Consider the following 20852-nt stretch of genomic DNA (forward strand, 5'->3'; position numbering starts at 1 on the left):
GTACCGACCTGAACAAAATTGTCGTTGCCCGTGTCAAGAGGATTATCGCTGTCATTGTTGCTGTCGTCAGACCAGCTGTCATCAGACCACGAATCATCATCGAACGTGCCGTCCCACCAGTCGTCCCAGAAATCATCAACCCAGTCGTCCTCGCCGCGGCTCACGGGCGTCCTCGGACGGGAACGCTGGAGCCACACCCTGCCGAGTATCTTCTCCGAATGGAACATACGGAAGATATAGTCCTCACTGTCTGAAGCACCGTCAATGTAGATGCCCTCGACCTTCTTGCCGTTCTCGTAGCGGTTCACGCGCACACGGCGACCCTCCAGGGTCGTATATACCTTCACGCCGGAATAGCTTCCCATCTCCTCACCGTTCGTCAGAACACGGCCGATGTCGCCGCCGAATAAAGAAGGCGATGAAGCAGCCCATACTGCCGCTCTCCGGATCCTTCACGACCACCAGCTTGTGCCAGCACTTCGTCTGATAAACCTTCCCGCTGCCCTTGTCCACACGCAGCACACGGAAGCTGAAATCCGACTGTACGGGAACGTCCACGCTGTAAAGGGACGGGGCATCCGTGGAAAGGCCCTCCTCCCAGCCCGGAACGAACTCACCCACCGGAAGCATCAGACGGCGGATATAGAAACCGTTGTCATGCTCCTCCGGTTCACCCGAACGGGAAGCCTTTCCGGACACATAGCTTTCAAAGAACGTCTTCGCCTCCTCCACGGAAAGCCCCTTGCCGTCACCGCCATAAGGAACTTCCGCCGGAACCGGAAACTCGTCCACGCATCCCGACAGCAGCAGGGGAAGCAGAAGGAGTAGCATCATATGCCGTCTGCAAAAATAAATAATTATTGCCGTTACATCTGATACCCAAAGTCATATTTTCACCGATTCCAGTGCTTCAGCAATCCAGTTTCTCCAAATACAGCCGCTCCCGTCCGCCACAACGAAAACATATCCGCCGGAACATCCCGATGGAAACATGCCGGCAGACAGAAAAGCAGGAGCGGCATTTCACCGCTCCGCAAAACAAAACAATCGTCTGTTCTATATTTTCCCACAATCAATCTACAGGCTGCTCGTTACCGTCCCATAAATTGTAAGTTTTTGAAGACAATTGAGAATAAGTATAAACCTTCTCCTTATACTTGCGTGTGGAAACAAGTGCAAACTTGCCGTTCACCACTTTATAAGTTTCGTCTATACGCTGCCCCGTAAACTGCGTAAATTCCAGCATGGACAAGGAAGCCGAAGATACAGGCTTCAGTGTGATTACCACTATACTTCCATCCTCATTGATATAATACTGTTTTACAATCGTACCGGGAAAGGCATATACTTTCGCTACCAGAGCGTCCGTCACGTTGTAGTTCTTATCAACCAGAATCAGTTCATCAGTCAGATTATCAATATTTCCACCCAATTCTAAGGCCACCAAAGTATGGCCGGCATCAGGAAGGCTGAACTTGGCATAAGTAGTCGGCATCGTGTCATAATCATCCGCAAGCATATACTCTGTACACTGCACATTTGTGTACAATTTATTAGGAACTACATTTCTGCTATTGTCTATCATACACCCGAAACCTGTACCTCCCAATTTTGTTCGCTTATAGGGCAAGTCAAACACTTCCGTCATGTCTACAGCTTCTTTCATTGAAGACTGGGCAAACATATTTATGCTATTGACTAAAACAAGCAGCATAAAAAGTACCTTTAAACTACATTTCTTTTTCATCTTTACTTTACTTTATTTGTTAGGTCTTATCTGAGTTATTACATATGTTTTTCCACTCCAATTAATGCCTTTAAAGGCTCCATCCACATCATTCGGATTATAATATATTCTATTGCTATCACTCAAGTCCTCCTCCCAGCCCGGAACAAACTCGCCTACCGGAAGCATCAGACGGCGGATATAGAACCCGTTGTCATGCTCCTCCGGTCCAGCCAAACGGGAAGCCTTTCCGGACACATAGCTTTCAAAGAACGTCTTTGCCTCCTCCACGGAAAGCCCTTGCCGTCACCGCCATAAGGAACTTCCCTCGTCACCGGAATCTCATCCACGCATCCCGACAGCAGCAGGGGAAGCAGAAGAAGCGGCATCACATGTCGTCGCAAAAATAAACACTTCTTTCCATTGTCATATAGCTTTCAATAAAATTACATCAATCCTTTCCGTTTCATCCGACGCTCAAAATCATACTTCCACACATCTGCCGGGACATCCCGATGGAAACAGATCAGCAGACAAAGAAACAGGAGCGGCATTTCACCGCTCCGTACGATACCTATACACCGCAGGCTCATGGAATTTCTTTCACTAACCTGACAATCTTAAACTCGCCTTGTCCATCATAAAACGACATACTGGCAACGGCACTGATTCTCTCTATAATTCCATCCGAGGCATAACGGGATATGTCGATAGTACGAACATAGCTTTCTCCCTGTTCCACTTTTATGACATGCTTGTCCAGCACCGACAAAACATCATCGTAAATTTTACCATCCGGCCTTTTACATCGTATAAAAAGATGAGAACCGGTACTCAGACTCACATAAGTTTCACGCAACGCAATGAATTTTTCACCCTGATTAACGACCTTGTAAATCACCTTGTTCCCTTCCCTTGTAAGACTAAAGTCCACGTCCTGAGCTTTAAGACACAAGACAAGAAAGAAACAGAACATACAGAAACATATTAATTTTAACTTTTTCATAATAAACGCTCAGAAGCTTACATGTTTGCTGATTTTTTTTGTATAGCCCTTTCCATTTTTATCCTTACCAACTACCACCGCTTTGCAATAAATTTCTACAGGCTGTAGCCGCTTATAGTCCGTCAAGCAGATATCATAAATATATCTTTCTTCTGACTTAATCAAGACAAGGCGTTTATCCATAACCGGAAGTATTTCTGAGTTATTATTACAAGTAATGACACAATGTGACCCTCCTTCTATATTGGCCTCACTGTTCTGCAACAAACATATATCATTCCCAGTCTTGTTCACAACTATATAATGCAGCACATTATCAACGACATTAATCTGAAAATCAACATTCTGACATCTTACTCCATGACAAATTCCAAACAAGAGCACAATGATTGTACATTTAACATAGAGTTTCATATTTCATAATTTAAATGATTAGACATAACAATAAAATATCAATGGAGCGAACATAGCTTTCACCAGAATCCATCCTTATAAAATGCTTATCCTGTACTGACAAAATTTCAGCACACAAAAGCAGAATGAACAACAGAATAAGACCACTGCTTCTCATAACCTTAAGGTTTATTGCGTTTTGTGTAAAGAAAAACGTTTTTTTACAAACATGCAAACCAATGTCATAGCAAATGAAACTTCAAACAGCCATATTAACACAAAACAAACAAAATAACAGACATTAAAACACAAGAATGCAACATCTTTTCAGCTCATGCAAAAGAGCCTTCACCTATTGACAAACTGACACAATGACAATCCGAAGAACCGAGAATCCGCCATTTCCGAGCTCCGGCAGAACATGGCAGAAATAACGCAGGGAGAACCGTCCAAACGGAATCACTTTTCCACCATAAATCGCATTTCCATGACATAGGAAAAGAACCCGACAAACAGAACCGACAGAAAGCCAGGAATACGACGTAATCCAAACATTTTATCACCTCAAAAATGTCATCTTCCGCAAAGATTCCGGAAAGAAAACGGAGCTGAAAACCACGCTTCAAAAAGATGACGGGACATTTTTCTGACATATCCCAACATCCTGCAAGGAATGACGGGGAATCTGACACGAAATGTCCCGTCATTTTCCGCATGAAAACGCTTCTTTTTTGCCCGAAAATTCAATTCCGAACCCACTTAGAAGCCCTATAAAAGGGACAAATGCCGAATTTTATTAACAATTCATCCCTGAACGGACGGAAACCGCAGCAAGCCCTGTCAGTGAAAACGGCGATATTCCGGCATTCCGTCAGCAAATCCCCGTTTCCGGAAGAATTATGATTCCGCGCTTCAGAAATTGGAAGGAAAAAAACGGGAGAAGGCGCAAATCCTGTACAAACGACCAGACGGCCAGCATCCGGCCCTTCGCCAACAGCAGACTGACCATGCGGTTTCCGAGGCCAAGCCACACAGGACAATCACACATAAGATGTTCTAAAGGTTTGTTTTTTATTAAAAGATGCGATGTAAGCGCACATTTCCACTCCAAAAGGAATATATTTGCCAAAATACAAAATAAATATCCATGAAGAAAAATATCCCACAACAGACTAATGAACTGGAAATGATGATGCTGCCCATTTCGGAAAGGACATTGACTTTCGGCAACGAACTGATGCTGGCCGACAATTTCAACCTGCCTCCCATCGAAGAAAGAGAGATTGAAGTACACCTCACCCCTGCCTGTCCTTTCAAGGTTATGTTCACCATGATAATGATCTGCACAAGAGGATATATGCGTTTCAGATACAATCTTCAGGAATACACGCTCAAAGCAGGAACGATTCTCATCATCCAGCCCAACTCTTTCGGCGAGTGCCTGGAAATCAGCAAGGACTTCCAGGTGGCCTATATCTCTTACAAGGACGAAAGCTACATCGAAGAAAACAGCGCTTCCATTCTGTCCCAGTTCCGCAACAAGATGACCCAGCAGGCTGTCATCAACGTTTCGGAAGAAAAGATGAACGAGCTTCTCACCATCTACCGCACGATAAGAAAACGGATACAGGAACCTTATACCGAATTTACGCGCGAAGCTCTGAAAGGATACATGCGCGTCATTCTGGCAGACACTTATCAGGAACTTGCCAAAATGATGGAAACAAACGGAACGGACTACAAAAAGAGCCGCTCAAAATACCTGTTCGAGAAATTCCTGAATCTGGTGCAGCAATGCTACACCAAAGAAAGAAGCGTCACATTTTATGCAGAAACCATGTACCTGACACCCAAATATCTCTCGCAGGTAATTTACCAGGCCAGCGGACGCCATGCCGGAGAATGGATAAAGGACTATGTCATCCTCGAAGCCAAGATATTGCTCAAAAGCGGAAAGTATACGGTGCAGCAGGTAGGAGATATGCTTAATTTTGCCAACGCCTCTTTTTTCGGAAAATACTTCAAGGCTGCAACCGGATGTTCGCCCAAGCAATTCCAGAAAGGACTTCCATGACCGGCACACGCCAAACCGCAAACCTGCCGCACACAGGCACAGGCTTGCAGCCTGCCCGCATCACTTGTTTGCGCCAATCCAGGTCCATTTATGCCATATAGATTCCAGAGGGCCCTGCTTATGCCTTCCAAGCCACCATTTGCAGAACCGGACCTGCAACAGGAAAGTAAAGATTCCGACCAGCAGACTTGCCGTGTATCCGCAGTAAGGCGCAAGATACAAGCCGAACGGGAAATAGATAAAAGCCCCGACAATAGACTGCGTGATGTAGTTTGTCAGACTCATTCTGCCGTAAAAGCGCAGGCTGCTCACTTTTCCGCAGAATCTTTTATTCTGATAAAGCAGCACAAAAGACGCTATCAGAACCAGCGTAAAAGCAAGTTTCTGCCACATATCAAACGCCGTCCCCACACTCTGCCGGATAATCGGGCTGCTTTCCATCACCAGTTCTTTCAACGTATACAAAGGCGCAAAGGCAACCGCAGACACAATCAGTATCTTTATCCACAGATGCAAATTCTTTCCGGAAGCGGCAAACAGCTGTTTCCTGCCGATATAGAAACCGAGCAGAAACAGTCCGGCCGTCTGGAAGAAACGCCCCGCATTGACCGCCCAAAGCAAACTGGCCTTTTGCCCCAACGTTACATTGCCCCGGATGAAGTCGCCAATGTTTCCGGCTTTCGTATATTCAGCCACCTCCGCATACATCTCGCCGACTTTCAGATCAGGCAACTGATGCGCAGGATTTACCAGACTGGCAATGTAGTGATACCATTCTACCGGCTGCAAAAGAAAAATGACAGAAGCTACCAGCACCGCCTTGTCACTCCAGTTGCGGGTAAGGAACAGCACGATACCGACAACGACGAACAGCAGGAGGACATCGCCGGCCGGGAAGAAGGCGGCATTCAGCGTCGCGAATCCTGCCAGCAGAACCAGACGCCACAAGAAGCGATAGCCGAAATCCTTCCCCTGCCGTTTCTGGTTGCTGGTCTGTATGTAAAACGTAAAGCCGAAAAGCAAGGCAAAAATAGCATATGCCTTCCCGGCAAAAAGACTGAAAACGCCATTAAAAACGCCCTGGTCCAGAATCTTCAGCCACTCCGGAGAGTCTGTAGGATATACCGGAAAGATGAAATGTTCCAGATTATGAACCAAGATGATAGCCATCACAGCAAATCCACGCAAAGCGTCCACAACCTCTATGCGGGGACTCTTTTTAAGCAATTGTTCCATTTACCTATCGAATAACAAGTCCGATTTCCCTGTTTACGGTGTCATTCGTTCATCAGATAATCCTTGAATGAAGCAAAATCGCAGCTCATAAGCATGCTCTGCTTCGTACCTCTCATAAACGCCTGAAGTTTCTCCGGAATCGCCACTTCTCTGCCGATGATGCTTTCCACCGTTTGCAGGAACTTGGCGGGATGGGCCGTTTCAAGGAAGATCCCGGTTTCGCCCGGCTTCAAGCCTTCTTCCAGCGCGCGATAGCCGCATGCCCCATGGGGATCGAGCAGATAGCCCGTTTCTTCATACGCCCGCTTCACGGTTTCGCGTATCTGCTCATCCGTATAAGCCGCACCGCTGATATCCGCACAAATAGCCTCGTGACTGCCTTTATACAGATCAATGATACGGGCGAAGTTGCTCGGATCGCCCACATCCATGGCATTTGCTATCGTAGCTACCGACGGGCGCGGATTGTATTCCCCTGTCTTCAAGTACTGATAAAAGATATCATTCCGGTTGTTTGCCGCAATGAAACGCTTTACAGGAAGCCCCATGCGCTTTCCGAACAGCCCTGCGGTTATATTCCCGAAGTTTCCGCTCGGCACGCACACCACCACACTGCCAGACTTGCCTTGCCGCTTCAGCTGGGCGTAGGCGTAAAAATAATAGAATGCCTGCGGAAGAAAGCGCGCCACGTTGATTGAGTTGGCCGAAGTGAGCAGCATGTGTCCGTTCAGCTCTTTGTCCATAAATGCATTCTTCACCAACGCCTGGCAGTCGTCAAACGTACCGTCCACCTCCAGCGCCGTGATATTCTGTCCCAGCGTGGTGAACTGTTTCTCCTGTATTTCGCTCACTTTACCTTTCGGATAAAGCACATACACATGAATGCCTTCCACTCCAAGAAAGCCGTTGGCAACGGCACTTCCCGTATCACCGGAAGTAGCAACCAGCACATTCACCTGCTTTTTGCCTTCCTTCCGGATAAAATAGCCCAACAAACGGGCCATGAAGCGCGCGCCCACGTCCTTAAAAGCCAGCGTAGGCCCATGGAAAAGTTCAAGCGAGTAAATATTGTCTTTCACCTGCACCGCAGGCACATCAAAACTCAACGTATCGTACACGATCTGCTTCAACACACCGGCTGGAACATCTTCCCCGAAGAAAGCATCTGCCACTCTGTAAGCCATTTCCTGAAATGACATCCGGTCAATTTCCTCATAAAACGACAAAGGAAGCGTTTTGATTTCATAAGGCATGAACAAGCCTTTATCAGAAGCAAGGCCTTTCACTACAGCTTCCTCCAAAGTCGCGTCAGGGGCCTGCTTGTTTGTACTGTAATATCTCATCTCAAATTATTTTATATTCATAAACAGATTCATAAACTCATCTTTTTCCAGCCAGCCGTAACTGCCCTCCCTGCAAGCTACTTCATCGTAAGTCTGCACGCCGTCCGCTTCAATGCCCGGATAATAAATGAGGAAAGGAACCGGATCATTCGTATGCGTCCGCAACTCACAGGGCGTAGGATGGTCGGGAAGCACAGCGACAGCCACCGGCTCGCTCCAGCTCTTCAAGGCCTCGCAAACCGGACCTACCACACGCCTGTCCAGGTATTCTATCGTCTTCAGCTTCAAAGGCACATCCCCTTCATGGCCGGCCTCATCGCTCGCCTCAATATGCAGATAAACGAAATCGTCTGTCTTCAGCGCATCAAGGGCGGCCTGGGCTTTCCCCTCGTAATTTGTCGTATAAAGTCCGGTAGCGCCTTCCACATCGATGCAGCGCAGTCCCGCATAGCGTCCGATTCCCCGGATCAGATCAACCGCTGTAATCACCGATCCCTTACGGACAGCCGGGTATTTCTCGGCCAAAGGTTTCATTCTCGGACGGTATCCAGGGCTCCAGGGCCAAATGCTGTTGGCCGGATCCTTTCCCTCCGACATCCGCTTCAGGTTAAGCGGATGACTTGCCAGCAGCTCCTGCGACTTCACAATCAGCGCATTCAGCAGATCTGCCGTTTCCTGCGCTTCAGGACAAAGCGCCTTTACCAGATTGGGGCGGAAAGGCTGCAACGGAATGTCATGCGGCGGCACGCAAGCCAAACGCTTGTCGCCTCCCTTCACCACCAGCAAATGACGGTACTGCACTCCGGTATAGAACCGGATACGGTCATTCCCCAGCATCTCATCCAAATACCTGATCAGTATATCCGCCTCTTCCGTTGAGATATGTCCCGCCGAATGATTCTTCAGCATATCCCCTTCTACGCAGACGATGTTGCACCGCATGGCCATATCCTCCGGACCAAGGTCAACACCGATACTGGCTGCTTCGAGCACGCCTCGCCCTTCGTACACTTCAGGCAAATCATATCCCATTACCGACATGTTGGCTACTTCGCTTCCCGGATGAAAACCGTCGGCCACCGTCTTCAGCATTCCCGTCCGTCCCTCACGCGCCAGCCTGTCCATATACGGAGTATCCGCATATTGCAGCAGCGTCTTATTTCCCAATTCCGGCACCGCCCAGTCAGCCATACCGTCGCCTAAAATAATCAGATGTTTCATGACATTCAAATGTTAGCGATGCTCATGATATCGGCGAATACGCCGGCCGCAGTAACGCTGGCTCCTGCGCCATATCCTTGAATCAGCATCGGATATTCATTGTATCGTTCAGTTGTAAGCAAAATGATGTTGTTGCTTCCCTCCAGGTTGTAGAACGGATGGCGGCTGTCCACCTCCTGCAGGGAAACCGTTCCTTTTCCGTCTTCCAGACGCGCTACAAAACGCCAGTGTCTGCCTTCGGCTTCCAGCTTCTTCCTGCGGGCCTCGAACTCAGCGTCCAGACGAGGTATATTGCGCCAGAAATCATCAAGAGAACCTTCGAAAAAAGAATCAGGAATAAACAGATGCTTTTCCACATCCTCCTGTTCGATGCGGTATCCCGCCTCACGCGCCAGAATCACAAGTTTGCGTATCACATCCTTCCCGCTCAGGTCAATGCGCGGATCGGGCTCCGAATATCCTTCGTCTCTCGCCTTGCGGATTGTTTCACTCAACGGCATATCCGCACTGAGAGCGTTAAATATGTAATTCAGCGTGCCGCTTACCACAGCCTCGATCTTCAAGATCTTGTCGCCGCTGTTTATCAGGTCATTGATTGTATTGATTACCGGCAATCCGGCACCGACATTGGTCTCGAACAAGAATTTCACGCCACGCTGACGAGCTATTCTCTTCAGTTCGGCATAATCGTCATAAGACGACGAGGCAGCGATCTTGTTTGCAGCCACCACTGATATGTTATGCTTCAGGAAATCCTTGTAAAGCGCAGCAATGTCTTCGCTTGCCGTACAGTCCACAAATACCGAATTGAAAATATTCATTCCGATAACTTCGTCATGAAGCACCTGGGACGAAGAAGGAATGCCTTTCTCTTCGAGCTCCTGACGGAAGTTGCCCAAATCTATCCCCGCACGGGTAAACAACGCTTTATGTCCGTTGGCAATGCCTACAACCTTCAAGTTCAATCCCCGCTCCTGCTTCAGTTTTTCCTGCTGTCCATGTATCTGCTCCAAAAGACTCCCTCCGACCGTACCAACTCCGCAGACAAACAGGTTCAAGACTTGGTACTCAGACAGAAAAAAAGAGTCATGGATCACATTCAGCGACTTGCGAAGAGAGCCTCCGTCGACGACAAACGATATGTTCGTTTCCGAAGCCCCTTGCGCACATGCTATAACGTTGATGCCGTTACGTCCCAGCGTTCCGAACAGTTTCCCTGCAATCCCTGGCGTATGCTTCATGTTTTCGCCTACGATAGCCACTGTGGCCAGTCCGCTTTCAGCTTTCATCGGAGAAATCTCTCCCATCTCGATCTCTTTTGCAAATTCTTCATTCAAGACTTCGCACGCTAAAGACGCATCTTCATTCCGGACACCGATCGAAGTGGAGTTCTCCGAGGATGCCTGGGAAACAAGAAACACACTGATTCCATTCTCAGCCAGTGCCTTGAATATACGGTAATTCACACCGATAACTCCAACCATTCCCAATCCGGTCATCGTAATCAGACACGTGTCGTTGATCGAAGAGATCCCTTTAATAGCCTTCGACGAATGGTCGGCCTCTTGCTTGATGATTGTTCCCGCAGCTTCGGGATTGAATGTGTTTTTAATGAGAATCGGAATGTTTTTATGGCAGACAGGATAAATTGTTGGGGGATAAACCACTTTCGCTCCGAAATTACAAAGTTCCATAGCCTCCACATAGCTCAGTTCCTTAATAGGATAGGCTGAGCTGATGACTCTCGGATCAGCGGTCATGAATCCGTCCACATCAGTCCAAATTTCCAAAATGTCCGCATCAAGCGCTGCAGCAATGATTGAGGCCGTATAGTCAGAGCCTCCCCTTCCCAAATTCGTCACTTCACCGGTTGTCTTGTCCGTAGAAATAAATCCTGGAACAACAGCGACTTCAGGAATTTCATCAAACGTTTCACGAACCAGCCTGCCTGTCAGTTCCGAATCAAGAATGTGCTTGTTATGTTTCTTTTCCGTCTTGATGAAATTCCGGGAATCATACCACACAGCACCGTTGATCAGGGTTGCCACAATAATCGACGAAAGGCGCTCGCCGTAGCTGACAATGGTGGCCGATGTTTTCGGCGAGAGGTCGTGTATCAGATAAATTCCCTGAAAAATATCTTTCAGTTCGTTCAAAAGCTCGTTCACCAAGTCGAGAAGAATTTCTCGTCCGCGTCCGGCTGGAATCACGGTATATACCATTTCTATATGGCGGTTCACAATTTCTTTAAGCCCCTTCTCATATTCGTCATTTCCCTCCGCGGCCATCTTCGACGTATTGATCAGCTTATCCGTAATCCCTCCTAAAGCAGAAACCACCACAATCACTTTGTCATCTACCGCTTCAACGATTTTCTTAACACTTAACATGCTGTTGACAGAACCCACAGACGTTCCGCCGAATTTCAAAACTTTCATGCGCTCATTTTTATATTTATGTCATCCGGAAAGCATATTTCCGTGACAAAATTAAAGACTAATAAGAAACGATTATTTTATAAAGAATCGAAATGCCTGCATCCGCAAGCGCGTTTCACGTAGAAACGCTTATATATACTATCCTTACCCCCGAGGGGTCATCCCGGTAACAGATGTGGCAAAGGGCATATGCCCCATTCCCGTCAAGATGATATAAAGACAGTATCCAGCCATAAACTATTGTTTTCTCAACGGCAAATATAGCAACATTTTTCTACAAACAATGCTTTTCATTCTATTTTTTTGCAATACACTCCTTTTTTCTTTATCTTCAATAACTATAACACGAAACTCCATTACCTATATCTATCCGAAAAAAAAGTTATTGAAACAATCAAGAATACCTTTTTCTAATTAATATATGGCAAATCTTGAATTGTAATTTTCAAATCAGTATCTTTGAACCATTGAAAACAACAAATTCGCTTGCATGAGGCGAAAACAATATGTTGTGATTTGCTTTCAAATTAGCATCTTTGAACCATTGAAAACAACTGCTATAAGGGCGCATATTAATAGAAGTGGTTGTGATTTGCTTTCAAATTAGTATCTTTGAACCATTGAAAACAACTTCGAAAACGAAAAAACACTTATGGGACTGTTGTGATTTGCTTTCAAATTAGTATCTTTGAACCATTGAAAACAACTAGGCCTGAACATGTCACAAATCAAACTGCGTTGTGATTTGCTTTCAAATTAGTATCTTTGAACCATTGAAAACAACAATTTTGCTTCAAAGTTTCAATGTGGAATTGTTGTGATTTGCTTTCAAATTAGTATCTTTGAACCATTGAAAACAACCAATCGGAAGTACCGCCGATAAACTCAGGCGTTGTGATTTGCTTTCAAATTAGTATCTTTGAACCATTGAAAACAACTGACAAAGGTAGGCATTTATTTTGAATCTGTTGTGATTTGCTTTCAAATTAGTATCTTTGAACCATTGAAAACAACCAATCGGAAGTACCGCCGATAAACTCAGGCGTTGTGATTTGCTTTCAAATTAGTATCTTTGAACCATTGAAAACAACCAAAATACATGCTCAAAGAGTGTCCGTATGGTTGTGATTTGCTTTCAAATTAGTATCTTTGAACCATTGAAAACAACGTGGGACGATGAAGAATGTATAAAAGACCCGTTGTGATTTGCTTTCAAATTAGTATCTTTGAACCATTGAAAACAACAGCATGGCAACGAATACTTCAATCGACATGTTGTGATTTGCTTTCAAATTAGTATCTTTGAACCATTGAAAACAACTGCGATGCCTTGTGGCTTTATATGGTATGAGTTGTGATTTGCTTTCAAATTAGTATCTTTGAACCATTGAAAACAACATCAACAATTACAGCGGATTCCGCATCAATGTTGTGATTTGCTTTCAAATTAGTATCTTTGAACCATTGAAAACAACTTCCACACAATCGGGATTATCAATATAATAGTTGTGATTTGCTTTCAAATTAGTATCTTTGAACCATTGAAAACAACCGATCTTTTATTACAACATGATTTTCAATGGATTACAGAAAGATTTAGAAAAAGAAAAAAGTTAGTTTTCAACAACAAATCCCGCCCAATAGGACGGGATTTGTTGTTTCAGAACAACTCTAACTGTTGTCCTGGAGTCTTTACCCCTTGTGGTTTCTTTCCATAAAACAACTCTATCTGTCCAAATTGTTTATCTGTAATACAAAGAATGCCTACTTGACCAAATTCCGGAAGGAAGGATTTCACCCGCTTGATATGTACAGATGCGTTCTCACTACTGGGACAATGCCGGACGTAAATAGAAAACTGAAACATGGTAAAACCATCACGCTGCAAATTCTTTCGGAAAAGAGCATACGCTTTCTTATCTTTTTTAGTTTCCGTAGGCAAATCAAAAAGCACCAATACCCACATAACCCGATATTCACTAAACCGATCCATCAATATTCCGGATAAACAATTCGACGCAATTCTCCAGCAAAACATTTATAAAGAGAAGCCGTAGCTTGGGCGACTGCCACCATCAGCGGACTACGTTTCCTGCTAATACGGACCTCAATCGTAGGAATGGAAAGCATTGCAACCTTTATTTCTTTTGACAGAAAAACATTTGTTCCATACTGGCCACAAAGGTCAAACACCAATTTATCAACATACGGACGATAAGGTTCCATAATGTCATCTGCCAAACAATAAGCATTATAACGATTATGATGATGTATTCCTAAAGTAGGCAGCAAGCCGCTGGCCACTAGCCCTCGCGCCACCACAGCACGCAGGATCGCATACCCATAGTTTAACAAATTATTAGGTGGGATTCCTTCACGCTCACGGGTAAACCCTTCCACATCTGAAAACAAATTTTTCCAATAGTAGGCCGCTGCACGTGCTTCCAAATTATCAGGATCCCCACTACGCACGCTATTTGCCCACGCATACATACATTTCGCTTCTTCACCTGTGCATTCCGAGAGCACTGTTGCCTGATTCGCTATTTTAGACTGTATGGTTTGCTGCCACAACTGCTTCTTCAACGGCAAGGATGCATCCAATTGTTTGCGGAAACGTTCGTTTTGAGTAGTATTACCATACAAAGGCAGCATCAGTCCAACAGGCATACTTTTACTGTCACAAGTAATAAGTGCACAATTGTTTTCCAACAAAGCCTCCATTGCACCGGAAGTAACGGTAATCTGTTTGTTATCCAACACTACAACTCCCAAATCTTCTATCGGCTTGGATATTTCCGATTGACGTTTCATCGCTTCCGGAAGAGAAGCATTTTTCTCTACTTCCGGAAGTTTGATAACCAACTGAGCATTACGCAATGATAAATAAGCCGGATTACCAAAGTAAAGTGTTTTCTTTATCATAACTCAGCCTTTAAATTACCTAAACGATCTATTTTCAAAGGAAAACACAATTCCTTGATAGAGAGTTTATCATCTGTAAATTCTATTTTATTCAACTGAGAATATTCTTTTTTATCAATTATCATATTTGCAACAGCATATGGAATGACATACAATCTGTTTCCTGTACAACTAACCATTTTATATATCCTCTTCTTATCCAACGGATAAACAACATGCCCTGTTTCCAGTTCTTCTTGAGTAGGTATATAGACCAAGTCATTAGGTGACAAGACAAATTTAGGCAGATTCCCATTCTTATCTTCCGGAGCAGAAGGCAATCCGCGTTTCTGACGATCAATAACGACATTCAGCGGAACTGTTGCATAATTTCGTTTACGAACAACCTCACCTGTTCCCTGGTTTATTTGTTCTGTTTCATAAACAGCAAAGAACAGATTGGTTCCTTTAGCAGCCTCTACGAACTTTGAACTTTTATTCCCTGTCTGACCTACTGCAAATTTATCAGCCTTTTCATAAATACGCACTTTATAAATAGGCTGATGCCATTTCCCGTTATTAAGCATGACTATATTCTTGTTCATCCGTTCTATTCCCTCGGAAGAAAATGCCCGCTCAACATCGTTTTCATTAATCTCCAGATGTCGGAGCAATATCTTCTGTATTCCTGTATCCGTCACTTTTCCGATTATCTTTTTCTGATTAAAACTTGTATCAAGTAACGTACGAACAGCAAAAAAGCGGTCTTTTGTTTCTTTCGTGAAATAATAAACCTTTATCTTTTTCAAGTCAACATCCCTCCACGTTTCCTTATGCACCTCAAAATACTGTTTTATCTGTTTATCTGACAGATGCATCTCTAACAGTTCTTTCAGTTTCTTCTTTAAATCCTTTTCCACAATAACGTTAAGATTCTTCAATGCATCTTTCAAAGTCACGGTCTTTATATCACGCAAATTTACCTCGCCAGACACAGTATCCTTATGCAAAGGTTTTCTTATAGCCCAGCTATCCCCTTTTTCTTGTTTCACCATTTTTTTCTTTCCATCAACATAATGCTGGCAATAATTAACGGTCTTATTGATAACACGGAGATTCTGCTTAAAACTAACGATTATATTCTGCAAAACAACATAGACATCCTGAGTAAAAGAATCCCACGGCTTCTTTATCATCCAACGATAATTCCCCATCTCATCTGTTTTCTGCTTATCGCACAAAAGACGTTGCAAATCATAACGGGAAATCTTAGCACCTTTACACGCCGACTCGTTATTAAGATAACTCACAATATTCCGACCAGCACAAGCTATAATAATGGCATCCATCGCATGATGACGGTGGTCTATGCGTTTCTTATTAAACCCTTTCTGCAATTCTAATGGCATGGACGGAATCGCATGACCACTTGCATTAAGCGCAGTAAAACGAGTTGTATCAGTCAGTTCATTCAAGCGCTGGAAGCGAGGAAGTATAATCTTATTCCACACATCATTGATACCCCAATCCTTCTTCAACCGGTCAGTAACGCCACCCGTACAAACGAGCAAGTTCTTTGAGGTTTCTTCCTGCTCATTCTCTTCACGCACTATATTAGACAGCAATGATTTGACCAACTTACTGATATAACGGCTATCATTCAGTTGTCGCGCAATGAACTGCTCAGGTATATCGTCCATCATGAGCTTCTTCAACTTTGTCTGATTACGGGAATAATTATCTTTTACAAACTGCTCGTAATCACTGACAGAGAAAACATTCACGCTACTTCCTCCTGACAACGAAACCTTTGCTCCATGAAACTTGACAATGAATTCATGCCCCAGCAAATTGTCTTTCAGCTTATTGACTTCCGCCTCACAAATCACTTTATTGCTGAACGAATCGTCAAAATAACGGGATTGAGGTATAATGTGTTCTATTTCATAAGCAGGAGTAAACAATTTGCCTAAAGGTATCATTTCACCAGTATAAGGCGAACGGTATTTCTGTTCCAGCCAAAGCTTATAACGCAATACTTCAGATCTGGAAGGACGTTTCTTTACATCACTATCCGTAAATCTTTTTATGATGTCAGCTATTTCATCCGGGAGTTCATTTACGCTATTTAACACTCCTTCCTCATATATCCGCAATAAATCCTGCTGGCTTGGAGAATAAGGGCGCACATTTTCTATTCCAAACTCCGGATTCATAAACTCAACAAGCATCGCCTTGATACGAAGATTTGTATTCTCATTTTCCTGTATCTGACGAGTTATTCTGGCGCGCTTGTCTTTGGGATTTTTCATTTCACGCCCCAGTTCTACATGAATTTCATCAATATGCCCGACTTGTTTCCATATATCCCGGACAACGCGCAACGTTTCAAGAATAACTTGCTCCACAATGGGATTATGCAACGAATGCTGTTTGAACTTACGCAGGTAACCATCAATATCTGCCGGCGTTTGCCATTTCTGCAAATCACGGGATTCTGAATGCCGATTGTAAACCACATAACATGCCAGCCAAAGCGGAAGCCCTCTGAACGAAGAAACATCAGTCAGATGGATAGACTTTTCTCTCACACGCATGTGTATTGCACCATCATATTCGCCCAAAACAAGTTTTCCGATACGTTCACGAGTATGCTCATCAATAGATTTTTCGTCCCAATATTTTCCCATCCTCATCAAAGGCAGAAGTTTCTTGATGGCCTTAGCTGAATAAGCACCGTAATCTTTTTCAAAAGGAGGGGCAGTACGAAATACTTCCACAAACTTTCCATCAAGTCCATATTTCGCTGCAAATTTACCCAAAGCTTTATCCAATTCCTCCTTGTCTGATATGGAATACAGAATATGCCATAAAAACTCCTCTTCCCGGCTATTCAGGAAATCAGACGCTACGCCTGCCTTATTCAGCCGTTCAAGAAGAAAAGCATGGGTTTCATTGCATGGATAAACCTTATCCTCCACATAATTCCACCGATAATTGTTCGCTTCATTCTTTTTCAAGCCGAAAGCTGCATATTTAAGAAAAGCATCCTGCTTAATGCTCTTTTGTTTGTTCAGCCAGTCAAACAAATCAGTATAGTCATCTTCAGTCTTTAAAAATACAGACGTAACATCTACATCAAAACATTTTTTACCTTCTATGACCTTTTCTCTCTGATATATACGTAAATTTGAAATAAACTGCCACAAACGGAATTCCTGATATAATGGATGCGACTTGGCAATACATTTCACACCGAAATGTTTCTCTTCACCAGTCTTTTCATCAGCATGAACATATTCTTCATAAGGACAGTCTGATATCAATGATTTTTTACTCTTGAGCGGACGCTGGTAAAACAAAATATCCTCAATAAACAGATAAACCAGATCCCGTCCGCTTATCTCATTGCGATGGGCCTCGTTTTGCGGATAAAGTTCGTTGACACAGGCTAAAAACAAATCCTTATTCTGAAACTCCTCATGAAACTCTTTCTGTTTCTCCAGAATCTGATGCAACTCACTCTTATAATATTCCCTTTCAATAGTACGCACCAGTTTTCCACGTATCTTCTGATTAGGCATCTGCAGCAAAGTATCATAAATATAGGCACCTACTGTCTTGCCTGTTGCATTCAGTTCACTCTGAGTCTTTGCCTTTATCAGTTCCCATTCTTCGTCCCACTCTTGCTCAGTCGGAACTTTGAAACGGCAACTAAGATCGCCATTCTCATCATATTTATCGTTTCCATCTTTATCAAGATCTACTGTAGCGATTATATCTTTCTTCAAACCAATCCACTCAGGAATCTCTTTTTTGAATATTTTCCCTTTTGATCCATCCTTCAATACAACCACCAACACTTTCATTTCCTTATAAATCTGACCTGTGTCAACAATATCAGCAACCACCTGGCTATCAAAGTACTGACGGGTCTTGGACGACTGCTTGCTTTCCGTTTTCTCACGCAATTGGTAGTAGCCTCTTTTCTGATTGAAGTTAAGTAAAATCCAAGCCAGCTCCTCTTTCCGTATTTTCTGCGTCAAAGCTTTCTTACGCAAATAATAGATCGTCCAATCATAAGGAATCCTACGGCCATCAGACAGCATATCAGGTTGGCTACGACGGAAATCAGCCAACATTTCATCAAACGAATCTTGAAAAATGAAAACAGGCTTTTCCTTTTCATCTCTCCTCCAAGGCAATTTAGGCTCAGCGCTGTTTATGAACTTTCCATAACGGTCTATATAGCAAGCATAATGCGAAGGCAGAAAACCTAATACATTTAAAACTCTATGCAACCTTTCCCTCCGCAAGCGAGCCCGTTCATATAAACGGCGCACTCCTCTGCTTTGTGTACGGTCAGCTGTCTGAGATTTTGAATTTCCTTTATCAAAATCACCCAATACAGCCGCGTCCATCGGAATTATACGCGAGCCTGCACATTCAATTTTATTCAGATGCTCTTTCCCCTCTTCGTCTATAGACGCATTAATCACAGCCCAACCAATACTATTGGTCCCCACGTCAAGGCCTAATATCTTTTTCATGGTATATTATTTGGATAATTATTTAGACAACTTTTCAAAGTTACAAAAATTCGCCATAAAAATTGGAAAAAATTATTTTTCTTCTTAAATTTGCCATACTAATTTGAAGCAAATCACAATAAGGATTATTCCGTTGTGAAAACATTAGGTTTCCCTCGACCTTAACGGGGGATTTTTTATCTTACAAACATAATTCAATCCATTAATTTGTTTGTTGCTTTATTCTATTCCACACCTGCGACAAAGAAAACTGCAACAATTCCACCCCCCGCAAAAACAGAGTTTTAACAAGGAACACCCCAAGACTCTTTTACACAAAGACAGCAAGACATATCAAAAGAGCAAAACCATGGAATATCAGATTACCTTTTTGCACTATCCCGTAAAAACTCAGAATTTAATTATAATTCATACACAAAAAAGAACAAGCATGTAACATATTTATTATTTTTGCGCTGTTTTAACGTCAAAAATAAAACTATGATTACATTCAGCATCGCATTGATCTTGCTTTTGGCAGGATATTGGATTTACGGAAAGTTCATCGACCGCATCTTCTCCCCTGACTCTAAATGCAAAACTCCCGCCATCACCAAAGCCGACGGAGTGGACTATATCCCGCTCCCTACATGGAAAATCTTCATGATTCAGTTTCTCAACATCGCCGGACTGGGACCGATTTTCGGCGCCATCATGGGAGCGCAGTTCGGTACGGCTTCCTATATATGGATTGTAATAGGAACAATATTTGCAGGAGCCGTACATGATTTCCTCTCCGGAACACTCTCGCTCAGGCACGACGGGGAAAGCCTTCCCGAACAAATCGGACGTTTTCTGGGACAACGCACAAAGAAAGTGGCATGCATATTCACCATGATTCTGATGGTGCTGGTAGGCGCAGTATTCGTTTCCGGACCGGCGGAGCTGCTTGCGGGAATGACTCCGGAATACCTCGATGTCTATTTCTGGATGGCTGTCATTTTTCTGTATTATGTGCTTGCTACCATGCTTCCCATCGACCAGATTATCGGACGGATTTATCCGCTTTTTGCGGTCGCTCTGCTGTTTATGGCTGTAGGCATTTTGGTAATGCTTTATGTCAAGAGTCCCGATCTTCCGGAAATATGGAACGGATTCGGCACGAAATACGAAAAGAACCCTATTTTCCCGATGATGTTCATTTCCATCGCCTGCGGAGCCATCAGCGGCTTTCATGCCACGCAATCTCCACTCATGGCACGATGCATCACTAACGAAAAACATTGCCGTCCGGTATTCTACGGAGCGATGGTAACAGAAGGCATCGTTGCGCTTATCTGGGCCGCGGCCGCCACCTGGTTCTTCCAGGAAAACGGCATTGTTGACAAAGCTACAGGAATCGCCTATTCAGGCGCAAAAGTCGCTACCGACATCTCGATCGAATGGCTGGGCGGCTTTGGAGGCATACTGGCTATTCTCGGCATTGTGGCCGCACCGATTACCAGCGGAGATACAGCCCTCCGCTCCGCACGCCTGATTGTCGCCGACTTTTTCCACATCGAGCAACGGAGCATACGCAAACGACTGATTATTTGTATACCCATCTTTCTGGTAACCATCGGACTGCTGGTATACAGTTTCAGCGATGCGGAAGGATTCAAAATCATCTGGAGGTATTTCGCATGGTGCAACCAGACACTGGCTGTATTCACCTTGTGGGCGATTACCGTATGGATGGTGCAAGCCAAGAAAAATTATTGGCTTACGCTTGTCCCTGCCCTGTTCATGACAAGCGTGTGCAGCACCTACATCGTTATTGCCCCCGAAGGACTCGGGCTTCCACCGCAGATAGCCTATCCGATCGGAATCATCTGTACAATAATAGCCGCCGCATGGTTCGTCGTATGGTTCAGAAAGCGGAAAGCAAACAGAATCTGACCACACACAATACAATAGAGGCGCAGTAACTTGTCTCAAGCAAG

15 protein-coding genes and 1 CRISPR repeat array are annotated in these 20852 nt (G+C 44.1%); of the genes, 2 read left to right on the forward strand and 13 right to left on the reverse strand.

The window, feature by feature from the left end:
- From NW212_RS12455 to NW212_RS12480, 6 genes are all read right to left on the reverse strand, one after another.
- Positions 1 to 365 (reverse strand): hypothetical protein (locus tag NW212_RS12455; RefSeq protein WP_258338965.1); only part of this gene is annotated, 365 nt, incomplete at its 3' end.
- 4 nt (positions 366 to 369) lie between these two features.
- Positions 370 to 834, reverse strand: coding sequence for a hypothetical protein (locus NW212_RS12460; protein ID WP_258338966.1), 465 nt, complete (start codon positions 832 to 834; stop codon positions 370 to 372).
- Between the two features lie 238 nt (positions 835 to 1072).
- On the reverse strand, positions 1073 to 1714 hold the full coding sequence (locus tag NW212_RS12465) for a hypothetical protein (RefSeq protein ID WP_258338967.1): 642 nt from the start codon (positions 1712 to 1714) through the stop codon (positions 1073 to 1075).
- Between the two features lie 45 nt (positions 1715 to 1759).
- Positions 1760 to 2017, reverse strand: a complete 258-nt coding sequence (locus NW212_RS12470) for a hypothetical protein (RefSeq protein WP_258338968.1) — start codon at positions 2015 to 2017, stop codon at positions 1760 to 1762.
- A gap of 298 nt (positions 2018 to 2315) precedes the next feature.
- On the reverse strand, positions 2316 to 2732 hold the full coding sequence (locus NW212_RS12475) for a hypothetical protein (protein ID WP_258338969.1): 417 nt from the start codon (positions 2730 to 2732) through the stop codon (positions 2316 to 2318).
- 9 nt (positions 2733 to 2741) lie between these two features.
- Positions 2742 to 3146 carry a hypothetical protein gene (locus NW212_RS12480; RefSeq protein ID WP_258338970.1) on the reverse strand — a complete coding sequence of 135 codons (405 nt, stop codon included), beginning with the start codon at positions 3144 to 3146 and terminating at the stop codon, positions 2742 to 2744.
- A gap of 1126 nt (positions 3147 to 4272) precedes the next feature.
- Between NW212_RS12480 and NW212_RS12485 the strand changes: the two genes are divergently transcribed.
- Positions 4273 to 5199, forward strand: a complete 927-nt coding sequence (locus NW212_RS12485) for an AraC family transcriptional regulator (protein ID WP_258338971.1) — start codon at positions 4273 to 4275, stop codon at positions 5197 to 5199.
- A gap of 60 nt (positions 5200 to 5259) precedes the next feature.
- Here NW212_RS12485 and NW212_RS12490 read toward each other — a convergent pair whose 3' ends face one another.
- The 7 genes from NW212_RS12490 to cas9 form a co-directional block, all read right to left on the reverse strand.
- A complete protein-coding gene (locus NW212_RS12490; RefSeq protein ID WP_258338972.1) occupies positions 5260 to 6435 on the reverse strand; it encodes a DUF418 domain-containing protein in 1176 nt (391 codons plus the stop codon).
- 41 nt (positions 6436 to 6476) lie between these two features.
- Complete coding sequence (gene thrC / locus NW212_RS12495) at positions 6477 to 7778, reverse strand: threonine synthase (RefSeq protein WP_258338973.1); 1302 nt, start codon at positions 7776 to 7778, stop codon at positions 6477 to 6479.
- 6 nt (positions 7779 to 7784) lie between these two features.
- Complete coding sequence (locus tag NW212_RS12500; protein WP_258338974.1) at positions 7785 to 8999, reverse strand: cofactor-independent phosphoglycerate mutase; 1215 nt, start codon at positions 8997 to 8999, stop codon at positions 7785 to 7787.
- A gap of 5 nt (positions 9000 to 9004) precedes the next feature.
- Positions 9005 to 11437, reverse strand: a complete 2433-nt coding sequence (gene thrA, locus NW212_RS12505; RefSeq protein WP_258338975.1) for a bifunctional aspartate kinase/homoserine dehydrogenase I — start codon at positions 11435 to 11437, stop codon at positions 9005 to 9007.
- 508 nt (positions 11438 to 11945) lie between these two features.
- Positions 11946 to 12989: direct repeats of the CRISPR family, unit length 47 nt; unit sequence GTTGTGATTTGCTTTCAAATTAGTATCTTTGAACCATTGAAAACAAC.
- Between the two features lie 108 nt (positions 12990 to 13097).
- On the reverse strand, positions 13098 to 13430 hold the full coding sequence (gene cas2 / locus NW212_RS12510; protein ID WP_258338976.1) for a CRISPR-associated endonuclease Cas2: 333 nt from the start codon (positions 13428 to 13430) through the stop codon (positions 13098 to 13100).
- Entirely contained in the window at positions 13430 to 14362 is a 933-nt protein-coding gene (cas1, locus tag NW212_RS12515; protein WP_258338977.1) for a type II CRISPR-associated endonuclease Cas1, read from the reverse strand. Before cas1 ends, cas2 begins: the two co-directional genes overlap by 1 nt.
- On the reverse strand, positions 14359 to 18891 hold the full coding sequence (gene cas9 / locus NW212_RS12520; RefSeq protein WP_258338978.1) for a type II CRISPR RNA-guided endonuclease Cas9: 4533 nt from the start codon (positions 18889 to 18891) through the stop codon (positions 14359 to 14361). The genes cas1 and cas9 overlap by 4 nt, the downstream gene beginning before the upstream one ends.
- A 480-nt stretch (positions 18892 to 19371) precedes the next feature.
- Here cas9 and NW212_RS12525 point away from each other — a divergent pair, with 480 nt between their 5' ends.
- Complete coding sequence (locus NW212_RS12525; RefSeq protein WP_258338979.1) at positions 19372 to 20808, forward strand: carbon starvation protein A; 1437 nt, start codon at positions 19372 to 19374, stop codon at positions 20806 to 20808.
- Positions 20809 to 20852 lie beyond the last annotated feature (44 nt).

It is taken from the genome of Bacteroides sp. ET225, from assembly GCF_024733745.1.
In the GTDB taxonomy this organism is placed as follows: domain Bacteria; phylum Bacteroidota; class Bacteroidia; order Bacteroidales; family Bacteroidaceae; genus Phocaeicola; species Phocaeicola excrementipullorum.

Coding starts and splice junctions, on each gene's coding strand:
- NW212_RS12460 (WP_258338966.1), bottom strand. CDS start 834: ATGATGCTACTCCTTCTGCTTCCCCTGCTGCTGTCGGGATGCGTGGAC.
- NW212_RS12485 (WP_258338971.1), top strand. CDS start 4,273: ATGAAGAAAAATATCCCACAACAGACTAATGAACTGGAAATGATGATG.
- NW212_RS12500 (WP_258338974.1), bottom strand. CDS start 8,999: ATGAAACATCTGATTATTTTAGGCGACGGTATGGCTGACTGGGCGGTG.
- NW212_RS12465 (WP_258338967.1), bottom strand. CDS start 1,714: ATGCTGCTTGTTTTAGTCAATAGCATAAATATGTTTGCCCAGTCTTCA.
- thrC (WP_258338973.1), bottom strand. CDS start 7,778: ATGAGATATTACAGTACAAACAAGCAGGCCCCTGACGCGACTTTGGAG.
- NW212_RS12525 (WP_258338979.1), top strand. CDS start 19,372: ATGATTACATTCAGCATCGCATTGATCTTGCTTTTGGCAGGATATTGG.
- cas9 (WP_258338978.1), bottom strand. CDS start 18,891: ATGAAAAAGATATTAGGCCTTGACGTGGGGACCAATAGTATTGGTTGG.
- cas2 (WP_258338976.1), bottom strand. CDS start 13,430: ATGGATCGGTTTAGTGAATATCGGGTTATGTGGGTATTGGTGCTTTTT.
- cas1 (WP_258338977.1), bottom strand. CDS start 14,362: ATGATAAAGAAAACACTTTACTTTGGTAATCCGGCTTATTTATCATTG.
- NW212_RS12480 (WP_258338970.1), bottom strand. CDS start 3,146: ATGAAACTCTATGTTAAATGTACAATCATTGTGCTCTTGTTTGGAATT.
- thrA (WP_258338975.1), bottom strand. CDS start 11,437: ATGAAAGTTTTGAAATTCGGCGGAACGTCTGTGGGTTCTGTCAACAGC.
- NW212_RS12490 (WP_258338972.1), bottom strand. CDS start 6,435: ATGGAACAATTGCTTAAAAAGAGTCCCCGCATAGAGGTTGTGGACGCT.
- NW212_RS12475 (WP_258338969.1), bottom strand. CDS start 2,732: ATGAAAAAGTTAAAATTAATATGTTTCTGTATGTTCTGTTTCTTTCTT.